We start from the raw sequence: 19,492 nt of genomic DNA on the forward strand, positions 1-19,492 counted from the left end.
AAATCAGACCGCCATCAATGAAAGGCGATGCCGCTGGCCCGGTTCCGGACCGTCCCAATCGCGAAGCTTCGTCGGATAATCGCCCGTGAAGCAATGGTCGGTGAACTGGGGTTGGTCCGGGTCGCGGCGCGGCAGCCCGAGGGCGCGGTAGGTGCCGTCGACCGTAAGGAAGGCGAGGCTGTCGCAGCCGAGGATGCGGCGCATGCTCTCCACATCGTGGTTCGCCGCGAGAAGCGCCCCGGTGTCGGGCGTGTCGATGCCGTAAAAGTCGGGGTATTTGATGGGCGGGCAGGCGATTCGCATATGCACCTCGCGCGCGCCATGTTCACGCATCATGGAGACGATCTTGGTCGAGGTCGTGCCGCGCACGATGGAATCGTCGATGAGAACGATGCGCTTGCCTTCGACGCTGATCGACGGCGTCGGGTTGTGCTTCAGCTTTACGCCGAGCTTGCGGATGCGTTGCTCAGGCTCGATGAAGGTACGGCCGACATAATGATTGCGGATGATGCCGAGTTCGAACGGAATGCGCGCCTCGTGCGCGTAGCCGATGGCGGCGGGAACGCCCGAGTCCGGCACCGGCACGACGACATCGACGTCGGCGGGCGCCTCGCGGGCGAGTTCGCGGCCGAGGCCCTTGCGCACGTCATAGACGCAATGGCCGCCCATGATGGAATCGGGGCGCGCGAAATAGATATATTCGAAAATACACGGCCGCGCGGGTTGCGCCGGAAAGGCGCGATGGCTGTCGATTCCCTGATCGGAGATTTCCACCACCTCGCCGTTTTCGACCTCGCGGATGAACTCCGCGCCGATGATGTCGAGTGCGCAGGTTTCGGACGAAAGGATCGTCGCATCGCCGAGCTTGCCGATGACGAGCGGGCGGATGCCGAGCGGGTCGCGGATGCCGATGAGCCGTTTTCGGGTCAGCGCGGCGAGCGCGTAGGCGCCCTCGATCTGGCGGAGCGCATCGAACAGGCGGCTCATGAAACCGTCGCGGCGCTCGCGACTTCGCGCGATGAGATGGACGATGACTTCGGTGTCGGATGTGGATTGGAAGATAGAGCCGGAGGAGACGAGTTCGCGGCGGAGCGTCAGCGCGTTGGTGAGGTTGCCATTATGGGCGAGCGCGCAACCGCCGATGTCGAGGTCCGCGAAGAGCGGCTGCACATTTCGGAGCGCCGTTTCGCCGACTGTCGCATAACGGACATGTCCGACCGCCATATTGCCACGCAGGTTGTCGATCACGCCCTTGCGGTTGAAGTGGTCGCCGACAAGGCCGAGGCGGCGTTCCGCGTGGAATTGCGCGCCGTCAAAGGTGACGATGCCGGCCGCTTCCTGTCCGCGATGCTGAAGGGCATGGAGACCGAGCGCGGTGAGCGCTGCGGCTTCCGGGTGATTGAAAACGCCGAACACGCCGCATTCTTCGTGCAACTTGTCGTCAGCCAGCCCGAAAGGCTCCGTCGGCAAAGGCGGAATGCCGGCAATCTCGTCCACTTGGCTTCGTCCTTTTAGCAGTCTCCGGCGGGGCCGGATGGGCGCCCTCAAGAATGCCTCAACCTCGTTCAGCTTCGGGCGCGGGCGAAGCTGGCCGGTCACGTTTGAAGAGCGACTCTGGGTTGTCTGGCAACAAGGATTTAATGGTATCGCCGGTGCTTTCAATGAGCGGCAGCGAACGTGCTTCGCGCACCCATCTCGGCAGGTTCTGTCGGTCGACGATCTGGCTCACGATGAGGAAGGCGATAACCACGAGGATAAGTCCGCGCAGGAGGCCGTAAACGAAGCCCAGCGTGCGGTCTACAGCGCCGACGCGGCTGTCGAGCACGCGCTCCGAAATATTCGCGGTAAGAAGGCTGAAAACGATGAGACTTGTGATGAAGGCGAGCGCGATCAGCGTCGCATCCGCGAGCATCGGCGTGTCGATCATGCCACGCACGTCGTCCTTGAAGTGCGAGTAGGCGAGCAGCGTCACGATGGCGGCGAGCGCCCAGGACATGATGGACAGCATCTCGCGCGTCAGGCCCCGCAGCATGGCGAGGAAGCCTGACAGGATCATGATGCCAACGAGTATGATGTCTAGCCCTTGAATCGGCATGAGCCTTCCCTTTCATGCAGATCGCGACCGTTCACGCACGCATCTTCTACGGCGGATTACGCGAAAAGAGTAGCCAAATCTTTCAATTGCGGCAGCCGGGTTAATTTCACGGCAAGCCCTGTTGCGGAAATTTCTCCGGCCGATGGAAGGAAAGCCTGGCGGAAGCCGAGCTTCTGCGCCTCCTTCAGTCGGACGCTCATCTGCTGCACGGGACGCAGCGCCCCCGACAATCCCACCTCGCCGAAATAGACCGCGTCGCGGGGCAAGGCAATGCCGGTGAATGCCGACAAGAGCGAGGCGGCGACGGCCATGTCGGCGGCGGGTTCGGTGATGCGAAGGCCGCCGGCGACGTTCAGATAAACGTCCTGCGGGCCGATCTTGACGCCGCAGCGCGCTTCGAGCACGGCGAGGATCATGGCAAGGCGGTTCGTGTCCCAGCCGACGACGGCGCGGCGCGGCGCGGCATAGGGCGAGGGCGCCAGCAGCGCCTGCACCTCGACGAGGATCGGGCGCGTGCCCTCGATCCCGGCGAAGATCGCGCTTCCCGCCGCGTCGCAATGATCGAGGCTGAGGAACAATTCGGACGGGTTCGACACCTCGCGAAGACCGTCGCCATGCATGTCGAAGACGCCGATTTCATTCGACGCGCCGAAACGGTTCTTCGTCGCGCGAAGCAGGCGGAGATTGTGCGCGCCCTCGCCCTCGAACGTGAGAACGGTGTCGACCATGTGCTCGATCACTTTCGGCCCGGCAATCTGGCCGTCCTTCGTCACGTGGCCGACGACGACGATCACCGGGCCTTTCGTCTTCGCCAGCGCAATCAGCGCCTGCATGCTCGCGCGCACCTGACTGACGGTGCCCGGCGCCGACTCGATGCTTTCGGTCCACAGCGTCTGAATCGAGTCGATGACGACGAAATCGGGCGGCGCGCCCTGCTCGATCGTGGCGAGGATGCGCTCGACGCAGGTTTCCGCCACGAGGCCGAGCGGCGCTTTCGCGAGGCCGAGACGGTGGGCGCGCATGCGAATCTGGTCGGTTGCCTCTTCGCCGGAAAAGTAGAGCGCGCTGTGGCCCTGTTCGGCGATGGCGGCGGCGGCCTGTAACAGGAGGGTGGATTTGCCGATGCCGGGTTCGCCCGAAAGCAGCACCGCAGACCCTTGCGCGAAGCCGTCGCCGACCGCGCGGTCGAGTTCGCCGATGCCGGACGAGATGCGGCGCACGTCGCGGCCTTCCGCGTCGAGGCTTTCCACGGCGCAAGCCTTCGCGCGGCGCTTCGCCTTCAGCCCGACGCCGCCCGGCGCGGAGGCGGCCGCCCTTTCCTGAACGAGTGTGTTCCAGTCGCCACAGGTGGGGCACTTCCCCTGCCATTTCGGCGAGACCGCTCCGCAGGATTGGCAGACGTAATCCGCCGCGCCCTTACTCATCGACGTAGACCCGGTGATAGCGCCGTCCGAGCGAGGTCAGCACTTCGTAGCCGATGGTGCCCGCGAGCCGCGCGAGGTCGTCGACCGTGGTTTTCGCGCCGAGCAATTCGACGAAGCCGCCGCGATGAACGAGCGCTTCCGGCACGTCCGTCGCGTCGAAGGTTGTGAGGTCCATCGACACGCGGCCGAGAAGCGGCAGCGCGTGGTCGCCGATATGGCCGACCGCGCCCGGCTTGTCATCGGATGAGGAAACGCCCCGAAAATAACCGTCCGCATAGCCGACGCCGACGGTGGCGATGCGGCTGTCGCGCTTCAGCGTCTGTGTCGCGCCGTAGCCGACGGTGAAACCCGCCTCGCCGTGGCGCACCTGCACGACGCGCCCGAACAGCCAGACGACCGGCTCGAATCGCGACGGCTCGACCTTTTGCGGGTTGCCGCCATAGAGCGCGATGCCGGGCCTAGCGAGGTCGAGATGGTATTTGCGCCGAAGCAGGCAGCCCGACGAATTGACGAGGCTCTTCGCGATGCCGGGAAACAGCGACGTCACCGCCTCGAAGCGCTTGAACTGCGTTTCGTTCAGCGGGTGCATCGGCTCGTCCGCGCGGACGAGATGGCTCATCAGCACGGCCGGGCGGAATGGCTGCAACAGCTCCGGCTTTTGGGCCAGAGCGTCGGCGGCTTCCGGTTCGAGACCGACGCGGCACATGCCCGTGTCGAACTGGATCGCGGCGGGAAGCCGCGCCTCGTGTTCGCGGCAGTAGGCGGACCATTCCTCAACCTCGGCGAAGCTGTTCAGAACGGGGCGCAGACGCGCGTCACGGTAGACGGCGGACGTGCCGGGCATCAGCCCGTTCAGCGTGTAGATGGTGGCGTCGTTCGCGAGCGCGCGAAGCGCCAGCGCCTCGTCGAGCGTGGCAACGAAGAAGGTTCGGGCCGTTTCTTTTTGCAGCGCCGTCAGGACCGGCTCGATGCCGAGGCCGTACGCGTCGGCTTTCACCACCGCCGCCGTCTCGGCCTTGAGCGAGGCCTCGCTTGCGCGGCGGTAGTTGCGGCGCAGCGCCGGAAGCCGGATCACCAGCACGCCGTTGACGGATGCGGGGGCGGCGGCCAGCGCGCGTTCCACTGCCTCTGAAAATGCCGCGTCCATGCCTGTCGCTACCATTCCTATTCGTACCGCTCGGGCACGCGGCGGTCGTCGGCCAGATCGCCGAAGCGCGTGATTTCGGACTGGAATTGCAGCCGGACCGTGCCCGTCGGGCCGTGGCGCTGCTTGCCGATGATCACCTCGGCGAGGCCCTGCACCTGATCCATCTCATCCTGCCATTTCTGGTGCTCTTCGACCTTCGTCATGGAAGGCTCCTTCCGCGAAACATAATACTCTTCGCGGAAGACGAACATCACGACGTCGGCATCCTGTTCGATCGAGCCCGACTCGCGCAGGTCCGACAGTTGCGGACGCTTGTCGTCGCGGTTTTCAACCTGACGCGAAAGCTGCGACAGCGCGATGATCGGCACCGCGAGTTCCTTGGCCAGCGCCTTGAGGCCCACCGTGATTTCCGAAACTTCCTGCACGCGGCCTTCCTGCGAGCGCTTCGCCGAGCCGGTCAGAAGCTGGAGATAGTCGACGATGATGAGGCCGAGGCCCTTCTGGCGCTTCAGGCGGCGCGCGCGCGCCGCGAGCTGGGCGATGGAAATGCCGCCGGTGTGGTCGATGAACAGTGGCAGCGTCTGAAGCTCCATAGCGGCTTGCTGGAGGCGCTGGAACTCCACGTCGGAGATGTTGCCGCGCCGGATCTTCTCTGACGGGATTTGCGCCTGCTCGGCGAGGATACGGGTCGCGAGCTGTTCGGACGACATTTCGAGAGAGAAGAAGCCGACCACCGCGCCGTCGAGGGCCTCTTTGGTGCCGTCTTCCTTCTGGCGTGTGCGGTAAGCCTTCGCGACGTTGAACGCGATGTTGGTGGCGAGCGCGGTCTTGCCCATCGACGGGCGGCCCGCGAGAACGAGCAAGTCGGAGTTTTGCAGGCCGCCCATCATGCGGTCGAGGTCCGTCAGGCCGGACGAGAGGCCCGACAGGCCGCCGTCGCGCTCATAGGCGCGCGCCGCCATCTCGACGGCCTCGATGGTCGCGTCGCCGAACGACATGAAGCCGGAGCCGTATTTGCCCTTGTCGGCGAGGTCGTAAAGCCGCTGTTCGGCCTCTTCGATCTGGCGTTCCGGCGGCTGTTCGATGGGCGAATCGTAGGCGACATTCACCATGTCCTCGCCGATGAGGATGAGTTCGCGGCGAACGGCGAGGTCGTAGATCGTGCGGCCGTAGGCCTGCGCGTTGATGATTGTGGTCGCGGCGGCGGCGAGGCGGCCGAGATACTGCGGAACGGTGATTTCGCCGATGGGCGGCTCGTTGTCGAAGAAGGTCTTGAGCGTGATCGGCGAGGCGTGCTTGCCGGCCTGAATCAGCTTGCCCATGATCTCGAACAGGCGGCCATGGAGCGGCTCGAAGAAGTGATTCGGCTCAAGGAAGCCGGACACGCGATCGAACGATTCATTGTTTATCAGCACCGCGCCGAGCAGCGCCTGCTCGGCTTCGATGTTATGCGGAGCCTGTCGGAAGGGCAGGGATTCAATGCTATCCGCCAGGGCGGACCTGGCAGGAACGGCGGAAAGGGCGGGGGAACGTCTCATGGGCGCGATGAAAGCCGATTCGCGATCCATCCCGAAGGCGCCCGACCTGCGATTCGCGGAGCGTGCACAGCGGAATGATTCCGCTGGATGAGTCCTTAACGGATCGAGCCACGACTTGACTGTGTGTGGCCCGCAACCCGACTCGGCGCGTGCGGGAAAGCAGTGCCTCAACTGAAGTTTGACTTGAGGATTTTTCCGCCGGTGATAGCTTGAACGGCACACTGACATTTTTGTCAGGACAAGGCACAAAATATAGGGGATGGAAATGATCAAGGGACGGCGCATCCGCGCCATCGCGGGCGCATGCGCGCTTGCCGTCGCGTTGCCGCTTTCGGCCCATGCAGCCCCCGAAGACGCCATCGGCACATGGCGCGACGCGGATTCGGGCGGCATACTTTCGGTTTATTCCTGCGGCGGCGGCATCTGCGTGAAGGTCGTCAAGCCCGGCAAGGGCCGCGAGAAGGACGACGCAAACCCCAACCCGCAGCTCAAGGGCCGCTCGATGGCGGGTGTCGTGCTCATGAGCGGGGCAGCCAAGTCCGGCGGCGACAAGTGGAAGGGCAAGCTCTACAACAGCGAGGACGGCGAGACCTACACCGGTTATTTGACGCCGTCCGGCAAGGATGAATTGAAGCTTGAAGGCTGCGTGCTGGGCGGCATGATCTGCAAGGCGCGCACCTGGAAACGCGTGCAATAGTTCCGTTTGGGGGGACGAGCGCGCTCCGGGGTGATACGGGGCGGTTCGACCGGGCGGCGCGGGGAGACCCGCGCCGCTTTTCTGTGCCGAAGAGAAGAAGATGGTGACGACGCGAGCGGAAAACGCGCCGAAATCGTCCGTTGGCGCGTATGTGGCTCGCTCGCGCCAAGCTCTCGCTCGAATGTCAAATTCTGATCGCTCGGTAGCGGGCCAAGGGCGAGCGAATTCGACCCGTCAACCCGATACAAGCGCCGTGCTCGACAGCATTCTGCGTTTGCAGACTGCGGCTTCCGCCGCTTCGCGGAAAAGTCAGCCAGCGCGCCTCAGGAGGAGTGGAGCGGGTAGCGGGAATCGAACCCGCGCTAGAAGCTTGGGAAGCTCCTGTGATACCATTTCACCATACCCGCATCGGACCCGAGCGACGCCCGGTACCGCCAGCCGAAATCGGCCAGCGCTCAGATTAGCATTCACGACGCGCTTTGCAACAGCGTCGGTTTCATTTCCCGCCTGAAGCGTGAGGCGCAAGCAGTGAGGCAGCGTCCGCGACCGGCGCCCCCGGGCCTGTGCCCGCGCGAAGCACGAGCGGCACCGTCGTCACTACTGCCCCGGAACGGGCCTAAAGGTCGCAGCTGCCATCTCGCCGTGGCGTTGGGCAAAGGTAAACGGCAGCGACACAGGCGGGGCGCCTTTTTCTTGAGCTTTGCCAGTTCGAATTTCCTCAGCCGAAGCTTCCAGACATGAAACGGAAACGCCGATCCCCCGGCGACACCCAGGCGCCCATGTTTCATGCGGAATATCCTCGGATCGCTTGCTGTTTGTCTCCAGAAAATCTCGTGGTGACTTTTGCCAGGCTGATTATAGGTCAAGCAATAAACGAAGATGTACTGGATATGATTAACAATATAACTTATGTCGGTCCAGTTTAGAGCGGTTCTAATAGCGTGTGTTTTTGCAACGCATGAAGTCAATAAGGCTTCTAAGCTTGCTTATCTGGCATCGGAGCGATTGACCCGCGTTTACGTTGACGATATTTGAATCCGTCAGTGCTTGAATTTGAGGCGGAATCAGTCAAACCGCATTTCGTCATAGGCACGCGAAACAAGCGGTTGGTGAATTACTTTCGGTTGCATAGTAAGTGCTATGCACAACCTTGAATTGGGCTTCGGAAGAAACGGCCGGGCTAGGCCGCGTTTTGGGCAAAGGTGACCTTTGGGGGGCACACACATGAAAAACATGATGACGTTGCGCACGGCGTGCAGCGCCGCTGCAATTCTGGCGCTCGGTCTCGGCGCGACAGCCGCGGTGGCTGACGAGAACGACGGTCTGCCGGAAGAATCCATTGCGACCAGCCTCAACGGCGGTCCCGATGCGAGCGCCCGCGCCGCCCTTGCCGCGAAAGGCATCACCTACGGCATCAATTACATCGGCGAGACGTTCACCAGCTCGGGCGGCGCGAAGGACGGCTCGACCTATCAGGGCCGCCTCGAACTCCTCGTCGACGCCGACCTCGAAAAGCTGATGGGCTTCAAGGGGCTGACGTTCCACGCGAACGGCTATCAGATCCACGGTCGCGGTCTTGGCGACAAGCTCGGCGGCCCGCTGATGGCGATCAGCTCCATCGAAGCCGATCCGAGCACGTACCTCTTCGAACTGTGGCTCGAGCAGAAGTTCGGCGAGCGCGTTTCGGTGCGCGCCGGTCAGCTCGCGGTCGACAGCGAATTCTTCACCAGCGACACCGGCGGCAACTTCATCAACTCGACCTTCGGCTGGGCAGGCGTCTGGGCTGCGGATGTCGGATACGCCAACGCCTACCCGCTGGCAACGCCAGGCGCGCGCGTGCAGGTGGACCTGACAGATGCGTTGACGTTCCGCGCCGCGATCTTCAACGGCAGCCCGACAAACCCGGATGGCGACACCAATGAGAACGGTACGGCATTCCGCACGAACGACGATCCGTTCCTGATCCAGGAACTGCAATATAGCTACAACAAGCGCGCGGAAGGCGGCGCGAAGGACGGCGGCTACAAGGACTTCGCTCCGGAACCCTCAGGCATCACGAGCCTTCCCGGAACGATCAAGTTCGGTTCGTGGCAGCACACCGAAGACAGCAGCTATTTCCCGGTTTATAATACTAATCGCTTCGATTCCAACTACGGCTTCTACGCCTCGATCGACCAGCAGATCTACGCTCTGCCGACCGACCCGACGAAGGGCATCAACGCCTTCGCTCGCATCGCCGGTGCGCCGTCGAACCGCAACGCGGTCGATTTCTACCTCGACGGCGGCGTGGTGTTCTCGGGCTTCATCCCGAGCCGTCCGGACGACAGCTTCGGCGCCGGCTTCGCCTATGCGCAGATCTCGGAAGACGCTCTGGATGCGCCTGGCTCGGAGTTCGACAGAAAATATGAATCCATTGTCGAGGTCTTCTACAAGGCTCAGATCGTGCCGGGCCTGAGCATCCAGCCGGACCTTCAGTATATGTGGAACCCCGCCGCGAATTCGGATAACGAAAACGCGATCTACGGCGGCGTCCGCATCTCCGTCGCCTACTAAACTAGAGCCGGATCCGATCAGGTTGACCCAACCTGATCGGTGAATCCGTCTCTGAACTTAAAAGAAGAGACCGTTTTGCCGATCTGATTGCGATTCAATCAGATCGGAACGGGCTCTAGACGCCGAACGAGAAAGTCCAGTTGAAACCGCCGGGCGCTGTCACGGTGGCGGTGATGGGCTTCGCAGGCACGAGCGCGGAACTCATTGGCGTCGCAGCGGCCTTTTGCTGGACCGCGGGTTGCCAAGCCTTCGTCCAGACGTTGAAGCTTTCGGCCACGGCGCCCCACGTGTCGAAAGCCGTTTTCGTCGCTGACGGGTTGAACCAAGGATTGAATGCAGCCCAATGTGCGGGAATGCCGCCCGGCGTGAAGGCGGTCAGCGGCAGAAGGAACTGCGGCTGCGACCATTGCTGCGCGACGGAGGCAGGCGGCTTGAGACCGAACGCGGCATAAGCCTGGGTGACGGCGGCAGACGTTTCGCGCGCGGCTCGCTCGAATGCCAGAGCGGCGGCGATCTGCGTGAACAGCAAGTGCGCGCGATTACCGAGCGTCTCGTAATGGCTCGCCCAGAACGAGATGGCCTCCCGCAGGAAATCGACAAACACATCGCCAAGGTCGAGCGGGCGGGCGGGTTCCGATTTCGGCAGCGGTGCGGCCACCCACGGGGCGGCGAAGTAATTTACCGACGCGCGAGATGAGGTCGGGTTGAACTGCCCTGCCTGCGCGAATGCAAGAAACGGAAACATGGCTGTCGCCTTTGGGTCAAATATGTCTTGCCTGTGATATTAGCGCAAATTATGTTGCGTTGCAACATGATCGAGCATCTTGCATCGCGTGGATATGAGCGAACATGCTTGTCGGCAGCGAATCAATCCTATGTCATTCATCCGCAACCCGGCGGTAGATGAGGATCGTCTGAAGTCGTCCGGCGATATGACGGCTGATTGGCGTCGCCGCCGAGCGGCGTGAGCGGAGACGCGCAAGGCTGCCGAAGTGAATGAGGCAGCAACTGAAGCCGCATCCCCCCTTCACCCGAACCGTTCAGTCGCGCTGCCGCGAAGCCAATCGAAAAGCGTCTAACGCGGCTTTCTATGGTCGCTGATCACGATCTGCTGCTGGCGGCCGAAGAGCAAGCGGCGTAGCCAGGACACGAGGACGAGGAGGACAAAAAAGCCGACGATTACCGCGAGCCAATAGCGTTCCCAAAACACGCGAAATGCGACGCTACCGCTGCTGACGAGATCGACATCCTTGAAAATGCGCCCATAGCCGAAAAGGCTCGGCGCTTCCTGCAGCATCATTTCCAGCGCGGCGAGTTGATCGCGGCTCCCGAGAATCCCCTCGCGAATGCCATCGGCGGTAAGGTCGCGCATGACGGACGGGTCGTCGGTGACGGCCCGCAGCAGTCGCTTCGCGGCGCCTGGCTCAAGATTGCGCTCGTAGTCCGCGAAGGCCGCGAGCTGCCGGTCGTTGAGACGACGCGCAAATTCCCGCACCTGATCGCCGGGGAGACTCAGAATAAAATCGCGCGCCTCCGGCGAGAGATTGGCGATGCGTCCGACCGCAATGCGATCGTTGATGGACAGGATCTTCTGGAGCGTCTCGGAGGTCAGTCCCTCCACCGGCAGCCAGCGATAGACGCCGAGTTCGACGACGCGTGGCAGTTCGCGCCCGGCGACCTGCGTCCAGCGCAGCGCCTTGTCGATGGACTTCTGCTCCTCCGCGATCACGAGCCCCGCGTCGGAGAGGTCGAGCAGTGCGCGATTAAGCGAACCGTTCGCGACGCGCGCGAGCACGGCCGCTTCGCCTCCTTCGGTACCGCTCACGATGTCGACGATCTGCCCAAGGCGCCCGATCTGGTCGAGCCGCCTGTTCTTGAGGAATTCGGCGAACGCCGGAGATTTCTCGCTCAACGCGAGAAGACGATTATACTTTTGCCTGAAATCGAGCCAGACTGTGTAGATGCGTTCAGCGGTTTCATCGGCGATGACCTCCACCTGTTGTCCGATATCGGCCTGGATCGACTTGCCGATTTCTTCCTTGATGAGAAGCTTCGTGTCGTCGGACTTCATGCGCTCCGCGATGATCGGAAAGACGCCATCGCCAGCGTCGTAGATGTCCTTGGCGATGAGAGCGATGCCCGCAAGCCCCGCAACCGAGGACACGATCCGGCTTGCCACCATTCCGGCGATGCGCGTGCCCACGCTCTGCACGACTTTGCCGATCACGCGCCGTGTCACGATCAGCACGAGGCCGGAAATCGAACCCGCGTTTGTCGCGACGAGGTCGCCGGCGTCTATCCTCGCGGGGGACTGCCCGGCCGCCGTCGCGTCGAGATTGCGCTGGCTTTCTTGCGCGAAGACCTGCGCGACCGCGCCACCGTAGCGCGACTGAAGCGCGGTCTGCACGCATGCGATAATCGGATTCGAGATTCGCGATGTCGCTTTCTCGATACGCGCGGCGGCTTCTTTCGCGACGCCTGTTGCCAGGTCATTGATGGCGTCGCGGAATGTTTGCGAAGTGTAGGCCCGTTCCGCGACCGCGGTTGCATAAAGAGTGGCGCGGGATTGGCTGATCGTCGAGTAGGCGCGGTCGGCCCAGCTCGAGTCGGAGCGCACGACTTCGACTGCGGCGTCGATTTCGCGGTCAATTCGCGCGTTCAGATCCGCTTTGGCCCAATATTGATTGACGAGCGCCATGTAATCGATCGCCGTCAGTTCCGTCTTCAGGCTGGTGGTGGCGAGTTCGCGGATGCGGTCCCGCACCTCGGTGTCGGTGAGGTTTCGGCACTCGTCGATTGTCACGACGCGGGGCGCCTGTGCGAAAGCGGGTCGCGTGACTGGAATCGGCAGGCCCAGCGCGAGGGCCCAAATGATGATCCAGGCGACGAGCTTACGCATCGGAACCCCGTACGAGAGAAATGTTCACGGACGACAGCATGCCGGACACCTGTGCGGGAAAAGGTCAGATGGTAACATAACGATTACGGTCGGAATGAAAAGCCCGTCAAAAAGAGCTGCGAAGCATCCTCAGGCGGCGGCCTCCATCAGCAAACGCTCCCAGACCGGGCGGAAACTCCTTCTGTGGTGCGGTGTGACGCCGTATTCCTTCAGCGCCGATGCGTGATCGGCCGTGCCGTAACCCTTGTTGCGTTCCCAGCGATAGGGCGGGAAAGTTGCAGCCAGGTCGATCATCACCCGATCGCGTGTCACCTTGGCGACGATCGACGCTGCCGCTACCGAGATCGAAAGCGCATCGCCGGATATGAGCGCTTCGGACGGAATGTCGAGCTTCGGGCAGCGGTTGCCGTCGATGAGCGCAGCGCTTGGCGGGACAGCAAGCGCCAGGATCGCATCGCACATCGCGCGATGGGTGGCATGATAGATGTTGATTTCGTCGATAAGATCGACGGCGGCGATACCGATGCCCACATGCGCGGCGGCGAATATCTTCGAAAACAGCGCTTCGCGTTCCGCCGGATCCAGCTTCTTCGAGTCGTTGATCCCAGCGGGCGGCTTGCCGTGAAAGATGACGGCGGCAGCGACAACGGGACCAGCCCAAGGGCCGCGACCCGCTTCGTCGACACCGGCGATAAGCCCGCCATATTTCCGCTGGAGCGCGAGATCCGGGCGGCGCGTTGGCTTCTGTGTCGTGCGAGGCGGCATCAGCTGTTCATGAACTGCCACGCTTATGCAATCAAGTGTCCAGACGGAGATACTCACGCTTTTTCCCGGACCGCCTTTTCCCGATGAACCTTTGCACATGACGACGTTGCACCCCGTCAAAAAAGGCTGAATTGCGCGCTTGGCCTTCGGAACAGGTCGCGGCGCAAGGCCAGGTCGCGTTTGCCAAGGCCGAGGCGGCGCAGTGCCATCTGGAATCGCGCGGCGATCTGTTGCGCATAGTGCCCGGTGCCGCTGTGCCTTTCCCCGAAGCGGGAGACGTAGTCGTTGCCCTCGCGCGTCTGCCGGACGAGGGACATCACCCGGTCGGCGCGATGTGGAAACTCCGCGCGCAGCCACTCCTGAAAAAGCGGGCTCACTTCGAGCGGCAGGCGAAGAAGCACATAGCCCGCGTCGGTCGCCCCGGCGTCCGCCGCCGCCTTCAGGATGGATTCGAGTTCGTTGTCGGTAAGGGCGGGTATCAGGGGCGCGGCCATGACGGAGACGGGGATGTTCGCGGCGGCGAGCTTCCGGATCGTCTCGACGCGCCGGAGCGGCGCAGACGCGCGCGGCTCCATCCGGCGGGCGAGGCGATGATCCAGCGTCGTAATGGAAATGGCGACCCGCACCAGGGAACGCTCCGCGAGCCGGGCAAGAATGTCGATATCGCGCAGGATCAGCGCCGATTTGGTGACGAGCGCGACCGGATGGGATGTGCGATCCAGCACCTCCAGCACCGCCCGCGTGATTTTCCGCTCGCGCTCGACAGGCTGATAGGCGTCCGTATTGGCGCCGATCATGATGGTCGCGGGCTCGTAGCCGGGGCGCGCGAGTTCCGCTTCCAGAGCATCGGCGGCGTTCACCTTCGCGACGAGCTTCGTCTCGAAATCGAGCCCGGCCGAACAACCCCAATAGGCATGGGACGGCCGCGCATAACAATAGATGCACCCATGTTCGCAACCACGATAAGGATTGATGGAGCGGTCGAATCCGATATCGGGCGAGGTGTTGCGCGCGATGATCGTCCTGACGCGTTCCTCCCGCACCTCCGTCCTGAAAGGTGGCAGATCGTCCAGACAGTCCCAGCCGTCGTCCACCGCCTCGCGACGTTCCGGCTCGAAGCGGCCGGTTGCGTTCGAAACCGCGCCGCGCCCGCGCCTGCGCTCGGCGCCGACATGTTCTTCCCCGGTCGCGCATCTCGCTTCCTTCCAGACCATGCCTCCACCCTAGCGTGCATTTTGGAACAAATAAAGAACATTTTTCGCTTTCCACAGCGCCCGCGATCGGTTAACAAACGGTCATGATTTCGGTTGTCATCCCAACGCTGAACGCAGGACGAACGCTTCCGGCGACCTTTCTTTCGATCTTCGACGCGGCCGTCGAAGGCATCGTCAGCGAGGTCATCGTGAGCGACGGCGGCTCCACCGACGCCACGCGGCAAATCGCGGAGGACGCCGGCGCGCGCTTTGTCGTCGCCGAACGGGGGCGCGGCCAGCAATTGCGGGCGGGGGCGGAAGCGGCGCGAAAGCCGTGGCTCCTGTTTCTGCACGCCGACACGGCGCTGGAGGTGGGCTGGACGAAAGACGCGCTCGCCTTCATGAAGCGGGGCAGCGGCGCGGCGGCGTTCCGGTTCCGGCTCGCGGACGAGGGTTTCAATCCGCGCCTTCTGGAGCGTCTCGTCGGCCTGCGCTGCGCGCTGTTCCGGCTTCCCTACGGCGATCAGGGGCTTCTCATCTCGCGCGACCTCTACGACGAGGTGGGCGGTTTTGCGCCGATCCCGCTGATGGAGGACGTCGAAATCGTTCGCAAGCTCGGCCGCGGGCGGCTCGCCATGTTGAAGACGAACGCGGTCACCAGCGCCGAGAGGTTCCGCGAGCAGGGCTATTTCAGGCGCTCGGCACGAAATCTGTGGTGCCTGTCGCTCTATTTGCGCGGCGTGCCGCCGGAGAAGCTGGTCGACCGCTACGGGTAGTCAGTGAGGCAGATGTTGTCGGCGCGAAGAAAACGCGTTTCAGGATTTGGCGCTCTTTCCGAGCAAAAGCTGCGACAGAAATATCGTCGACGTCACGATCAGCGCCGCAACGATGGCGACGCCCACGCCCTTCACCGGATCTTCTTCGCCGTAGAACACCACGCGCCGCGTCCCTTCCCATGCGGTGTAAAGATCGATTGCCACTGCGGTCGCCCATGCGCCCTTCAATATGAGGACGGGACTGTTGTCGGCGGGAAGCGAATAGATGAGTTGCGTGGCGAGGACGAAGCCGAAAACGATCAGCGTCACCACGAGCCCGAAGGCGAACTGACCGGGGTTGATGTCCGGGTTCGTCGGCAAGTCGAAGAAATATGAAACGCCGAGGTAAGTCGTGTAGATGTCCCAGAGCGCGATGGGGATCAGGACGAAGTAGAGCAGGCGAGGCGGAACCATCGCGGCGTCTTTCGGTGGCGGAGGACTTTCTTTTTCGGCGGGGGCGCTTGCGGGTGGCGCCGGTGGAGCGGACGGCGGCGCCGGCGTGAGGGTAATGACGTAACTCGGCGCGGCGGGCGATCCCGCTGGGGGTTTCGCTGCTCCGGCACCCTCTGGCTTTGCATCGTCTGCCATGTGTTCCGCCTGTTCTGCCGATCTGTATGGCCTGCGGCGTTCGACGCGGCAGGTCTTTGTCATGGGCGCGAAGCCTCAGCGCGCGAAGCCGCGTTTCTCATAGCTCGACCGGCAGAGCGCTGCTCGGCCGGTCGAATTTCGCAGCATCGTGCCAGGTGTCGGGCGGGCACGGCTGCGAGAGGGTTTTGCCTGTCCAAACGCAAGCCTTACCGTTATAGCGAATTTTCAATAAATTTTTTGCAAACGCTTAAGCGGATCGCCGCCGGTGGCGCCGGTAGTCCGTTCCCGTATCGATATCGAACAGCGTCTTCGCGAAGGCGACCCGATGGCCATCGAGGTTGGCGAGCGTGTCGGCCAGTGCATGCGGCGACGACCAGCGGACATTCGCGAAAGGCTTCAGGATCTTCGGGCGTCGCCTCAGCCCGACGAGCCAATAGCCGCCATCTTCCGCAGGGCCGAAAACGGCGTCGGCGCGTCGCAATCGGCGAAAGACGTCCGCGATGATTTCGCGCGTGATGCCGGGAATATCGGTGCCGACGATGGCGAGCGGGCCCGTTCCGCAGCGATTGAAGATTGCTTGCATGCGCGCGCCGAGGTCGCCTCGCCGCTGCGCCGTTCGAGGCACGCAGCCCGCGCGCCAAGCCGGAAAACGCGCCGTCGTCGCCGATGGAGGCGATACCGCCAGCACACATCGAAAGCGCGTGTCGCGGGCAAGCTCACGAACGAGCCTCGCCGTCAAGGCGCGCGTGAGAGCTACGGCAGGCACAGCGCCAATCTCCCCGGCAAGCCGCGTCTTGACCGCGCCGCACACGGGAGCCTTCGCCATGATGGCGACCATCGGCCTTTCGACCATGGGACGGCGGGGCCTGGCGAAGCTTGCGTTTGCTTTCACGGATCTTCGCCTGTCGCTCATGTCGCGGGGATCGTCGTCAGAAGCAGCCCGCGATTGCGCCGCCGAGATCGAGCAGCAGCACAGGCCCGCGCGTGATCATGAGCCAGCCCGCGCCCGCGACGAGGACCGCGACGGCTGCGATGAAACTCCATTTCAGGGCTTGCGGCATGTCTGTTCCTCTCATTCCGCGGCGGCGGCGAGCCGTGGCGCGGGCCGCTCGCGGATCGGGAGATGCAGAAGCGCGGCGATCATCCCGACCGCAACCGAGGCCCACCACAATAGATCGTATGATTGGGTGGTATCATAAAACCAGCCGCCGAGCCACGCGCCCATGAAGCTGCCGACCTGATGCGAGAAGAACACCACGCCGTAAAGCATCGACAGCCAGCGCGGGCCGAAGAACGTGACGATGAGTCCGCTCGTCAGCGGTACGGTGCCGAGCCACATAAACCCGATCAGGAAGGCATAGATCAGCACCGCCGTTTCGGTCAGCGGCAGATAGATGAGGGCGAGGAAGATCAGCGCGCGGGCGAAGTAGAGCGCCGCGAGCGTCAGATGCTTCGGTGCGATGTCGCCGATCCGGCCGAACGCCCAGGTGCCGAGAATGTTCGCCGCACCGATGATCGTGAGCGCGAGCGCGCCAAGACCGGGGCCGAAACCCTTGTCCGCGAGGAACGCAGGCAGATGCACGCCGATGCCCGCGAGGTGGAAGCCGCAGACGAAGAAACCCGCCGTCAGCAGAAGGAAGCTCCGATAGCGCAGCGCCTCCGACAGAGCGGCGCCGACGCGTTGATCGGAATGCGCGCTCGGGTGCGGGTTGCTGTCGCCGCTCGTCAGCGCGAAGCCGAGAGGAGCGATCAGGGCGGCCGTGATCGCCATGATCCAGAGCGTGGCCGACCAGTCCGTCGCTTCGAGGATCACATGCGCGTAAGGCAAAGCCATAAATTGGCCGATGGCGCTGCCCATGGTGACGAGGCCGAGTGCTGAAGCGCGGCGTTCCGGCGATGCCGCGCGCGCGACCGCGCCGAAAACGGCCGAAAAGCCCGTCCCCGCGATGCCGATGCCGACAAGGCTTCCCGCGAGCACGAGCTGGCTTCCGCTCGACGCCGTCGCCATGAGCGCAAGGCCGCCCGCATAGAAGATCGTGCCGCCGATCACCACGCGCAGCGAGCCGAACTTGTCCGCGACCGCGCCCGCGAACGGCCCCGCAACGCCCCATACGATATTCATGATCGCCATGGCGAAGGAGAACACCTGCCGGTCGAGGTCGAGATCCTGGCTGATCGGCTTCATGTAGAGGCCGAAGGTCTGCCGTATGCCCATGTTGATGGCGAGCATGATGGCCGCGCAGGCGATAAGCAGGGTTACGGTAGGCGCGCGGCGCATGAGGGTCTCCCGGATCGGTCGCACAGCAAGCCCGAATGGCAGGCGCCCGGCGCGATCCGTAGCAATTCCTGAAGCACTTCTACCGCAGGCTCCGGGCAAAGCAAATCATCGCGGTGTGATGCGGTCGGCGCACCGCGCACATGATATGGACACTTGCCAAGCGCGGCGGCGCGTCGCATGGTCCGGCCAAGCTCAACCATCGACCTCACGCCATGCTCCGCAAATTTCCGATGCGCGTCATCGCCACATACTGGCGCTTCACGCGAGGTGCAACGCTCGGCGCGCAGGGCGTCGTCATCGACGAAGTCGGCCGCGTGCTTCTTGTGCGCCACGGCTATCGCGCCGGATGGCATTTTCCCGGCGGCGGCATCGAATGGCGGGAAACCGCCGAGACGGCGCTCGCACGCGAGCTGTTCGAGGAGGCCGGCGTGGTCCTCAGAGGCGCGGCGCGCCTTCACGGGCTGTTCGCGAATTTCTCCACAATGCCGAACGATCAGGTCGTGCTGTTCGTCGTCCGCGAATGGGAGCGCCCGCGCGTCCCGAAGCCGAACCGCGAAATCGCTGAAAGCCGGTTCTTTGCGCGAGACGACCTGCCGGAGGGAACGGTCGAGCCCGTGAAGCGGCGGCTCGCAGAAATTTTCGACGGCGCGCAGATTGCGCCGATCTGGTAACGGCGTCGCGCTTCCGTGCTCCCTTCGCTGAAAGGGGGCGGATTCATATCGGTGGAAATTCGCCAATCCCCGTTTGGACGCGAGAGCGCCCGCTCTCTCACCGTCCGCCGAATATCGCGGAGCCGACGCGCACAACAGTCGCGCCCGCAGCGATGGCGGCCTCGAAGTCGCCGCTCATGCCCATGCTGAGATCGAGCAGCGCGAGTTCCTTCCGCAGCGCCGCCATCCTTTCGAAATAGGGCACGGGATCGTCATCGAACGGCGGAATGCACATCAGCCCCGCGATGGAAAGGCCGAACTCGCGCTCGCACTGGCGCACGAACGCAGCCGCTTCGTCCGGCGCGACGCCCGCTTTCTGCGGTTCCTCGCCGATATTCACCTGCACGAACAGCTTCGGCGCGCGCCCCTGCTTCCGGATTTCCTGCGCCAGCGCCGCCGCGAGTTTCGGACGGTCGACGGTTTCGATGCAGTCGAAGAACGACACAGCCTCGCGCGCCTTGTTGGTCTGGATCGGGCCGATGACGTGCAACTCCGCGCGCGGGAATTCCTCGCGCAGCGGCGGCCATTTCCGCATGGCCTCCTGAATGCGGTTTTCTCCGAAGAGAACGTGCCCCTGCCGAAGCACCGGCCTTATATGCTCGGCGTCGAAGGTTTTCGTCACCGCCACGAGCTTCACGGAGGCCGGATCGCGCCCCGCATTCTGCGCCGCGCGCCACACACGTTCGCGGATCGAAAGATATGCGTCTTCGATGGCGCAGGAATTGAACGGTTGATCGTCTGTGCTCATGTCGTGCGCTTCTCTTGACCGAGGCTCCCTTTCAACTTCATA

Annotated in this window: 18 protein-coding genes and 1 tRNA gene; 4 read left to right on the plus strand and 15 right to left on the minus strand. The window is 63.4% G+C overall.

Translation table 11 applies throughout. The annotated features are described in order from the left end of the window. Nucleotides 1-3: 3 nt before the first annotated feature. Genes purF through KKP04_RS04085 form a run of 5 tightly spaced genes read right to left on the minus strand, consistent with a single transcriptional unit; the run spans nt 4 to nt 6,204 of the window. Nucleotides 4-1,497 (minus strand): amidophosphoribosyltransferase, encoded by a 1,494-nt coding sequence (gene purF, locus KKP04_RS04065; protein ID WP_215027204.1) that lies wholly within the window; start codon nt 1,495-1,497, stop codon nt 4-6. Nucleotides 1,498-1,555: 58 nt separating this feature from the next. After that, on the minus strand, nt 1,556-2,095 hold the full coding sequence (locus KKP04_RS04070; protein WP_215027207.1) for a CvpA family protein: 540 nt from the start codon (nt 2,093-2,095) through the stop codon (nt 1,556-1,558). A 56-nt stretch (nt 2,096-2,151) separates the two neighbouring features. After that, entirely contained in the window at nt 2,152-3,519 is a 1,368-nt protein-coding gene (gene radA, locus KKP04_RS04075) for a DNA repair protein RadA (RefSeq protein ID WP_215027210.1), read from the minus strand. Further along, a complete protein-coding gene (gene alr / locus KKP04_RS04080; RefSeq protein WP_251133893.1) occupies nt 3,512-4,681 on the minus strand; it encodes an alanine racemase in 1,170 nt (389 codons plus the stop codon). The genes radA and alr overlap by 8 nt, the downstream gene beginning before the upstream one ends. 2 nt (nt 4,682-4,683) lie before the next feature. Further along, nucleotides 4,684-6,204: a replicative DNA helicase gene (locus tag KKP04_RS04085; protein WP_215027213.1), complete on the minus strand. Its 1,521-nt coding sequence runs from the start codon at nt 6,202-6,204 to the stop codon at nt 4,684-4,686. Nucleotides 6,205-6,469: 265 nt separating this feature from the next. On the opposite strand from KKP04_RS04085, the gene KKP04_RS04090 reads away from it, so the two are divergent. Beyond that, the gene (locus KKP04_RS04090) at nt 6,470-6,901 is read left to right on the plus strand and encodes a DUF2147 domain-containing protein (RefSeq protein ID WP_215027216.1); all 432 of its coding nucleotides are present in this window, start codon (nt 6,470-6,472) and stop codon (nt 6,899-6,901) included. 333 nt (nt 6,902-7,234) lie between these two features. Here the strand turns inward: KKP04_RS04090 and KKP04_RS04095 are convergent. After that, nucleotides 7,235-7,308, minus strand: a tRNA-Gly gene (locus tag KKP04_RS04095). Nucleotides 7,309-8,125: 817 nt separating this feature from the next. On the opposite strand from KKP04_RS04095, the gene KKP04_RS04100 reads away from it, so the two are divergent. Beyond that, nucleotides 8,126-9,454, plus strand: coding sequence for a carbohydrate porin (locus KKP04_RS04100; RefSeq protein ID WP_251133894.1), 1,329 nt, complete (start codon nt 8,126-8,128; stop codon nt 9,452-9,454). Nucleotides 9,455-9,569: 115 nt separating this feature from the next. Here the strand turns inward: KKP04_RS04100 and KKP04_RS04105 are convergent, their stop codons facing one another. The 4 genes from KKP04_RS04105 to KKP04_RS04120 all read right to left on the minus strand — a co-directional run bounded on the left by KKP04_RS04105 (nt 9,570) and on the right by KKP04_RS04120 (nt 14,332). Further along, nucleotides 9,570-10,199, minus strand: coding sequence for a hypothetical protein (locus KKP04_RS04105; protein ID WP_215027218.1), 630 nt, complete (start codon nt 10,197-10,199; stop codon nt 9,570-9,572). Between the two features lie 330 nt (nt 10,200-10,529). After that, the gene (locus tag KKP04_RS04110; RefSeq protein WP_215027221.1) at nt 10,530-12,353 is read right to left on the minus strand and encodes a hypothetical protein; all 1,824 of its coding nucleotides are present in this window, start codon (nt 12,351-12,353) and stop codon (nt 10,530-10,532) included. Between the two features lie 129 nt (nt 12,354-12,482). Then, nucleotides 12,483-13,118, minus strand: a complete 636-nt coding sequence (locus tag KKP04_RS04115; RefSeq protein ID WP_251133895.1) for a ribonuclease HII — start codon at nt 13,116-13,118, stop codon at nt 12,483-12,485. 116 nt (nt 13,119-13,234) lie between these two features. Continuing rightward, on the minus strand, nt 13,235-14,332 hold the full coding sequence (locus KKP04_RS04120; RefSeq protein WP_215027225.1) for a PA0069 family radical SAM protein: 1,098 nt from the start codon (nt 14,330-14,332) through the stop codon (nt 13,235-13,237). Nucleotides 14,333-14,415: 83 nt separating this feature from the next. Here KKP04_RS04120 and KKP04_RS04125 point away from each other — a divergent pair, with 83 nt between their 5' ends. Further along, on the plus strand, nt 14,416-15,087 hold the full coding sequence (locus KKP04_RS04125) for a TIGR04283 family arsenosugar biosynthesis glycosyltransferase (protein WP_215027228.1): 672 nt from the start codon (nt 14,416-14,418) through the stop codon (nt 15,085-15,087). Between the two features lie 39 nt (nt 15,088-15,126). Here the strand turns inward: KKP04_RS04125 and KKP04_RS04130 are convergent, their stop codons facing one another. The 4 genes from KKP04_RS04130 to KKP04_RS04140 all read right to left on the minus strand — a co-directional run bounded on the left by KKP04_RS04130 (nt 15,127) and on the right by KKP04_RS04140 (nt 17,992). Then, the gene (locus tag KKP04_RS04130) at nt 15,127-15,540 is read right to left on the minus strand and encodes a hypothetical protein (protein WP_215027232.1); all 414 of its coding nucleotides are present in this window, start codon (nt 15,538-15,540) and stop codon (nt 15,127-15,129) included. Between the two features lie 421 nt (nt 15,541-15,961). Then, nucleotides 15,962-16,606, minus strand: coding sequence for a TIGR04282 family arsenosugar biosynthesis glycosyltransferase (locus tag KKP04_RS04135; protein ID WP_371818694.1), 645 nt, complete (start codon nt 16,604-16,606; stop codon nt 15,962-15,964). A 37-nt stretch (nt 16,607-16,643) separates the two neighbouring features. Then, nucleotides 16,644-16,775 (minus strand): hypothetical protein, encoded by a 132-nt coding sequence (locus KKP04_RS15725; RefSeq protein WP_256437968.1) that lies wholly within the window; start codon nt 16,773-16,775, stop codon nt 16,644-16,646. A gap of 11 nt (nt 16,776-16,786) precedes the next feature. After that, the gene (locus KKP04_RS04140) at nt 16,787-17,992 is read right to left on the minus strand and encodes an MFS transporter (protein WP_215027235.1); all 1,206 of its coding nucleotides are present in this window, start codon (nt 17,990-17,992) and stop codon (nt 16,787-16,789) included. A gap of 140 nt (nt 17,993-18,132) precedes the next feature. Here KKP04_RS04140 and KKP04_RS04145 point away from each other — a divergent pair, with 140 nt between their 5' ends. Further along, a complete protein-coding gene (locus KKP04_RS04145) occupies nt 18,133-18,663 on the plus strand; it encodes an NUDIX domain-containing protein (RefSeq protein WP_251133896.1) in 531 nt (176 codons plus the stop codon). A 97-nt stretch (nt 18,664-18,760) separates the two neighbouring features. On the opposite strand, the gene KKP04_RS04150 is transcribed toward KKP04_RS04145, so the two are convergent. Continuing rightward, nucleotides 18,761-19,450, minus strand: coding sequence for a YggS family pyridoxal phosphate-dependent enzyme (locus KKP04_RS04150; protein WP_215027240.1), 690 nt, complete (start codon nt 19,448-19,450; stop codon nt 18,761-18,763). Nucleotides 19,451-19,492: the final 42 nt, after the last annotated feature.

The sequence above is a fragment of the Rhodomicrobium sp. Az07 genome (genome assembly GCF_018619475.1).
Taxonomy (GTDB): domain Bacteria; phylum Pseudomonadota; class Alphaproteobacteria; order Rhizobiales; family Rhodomicrobiaceae; genus Rhodomicrobium.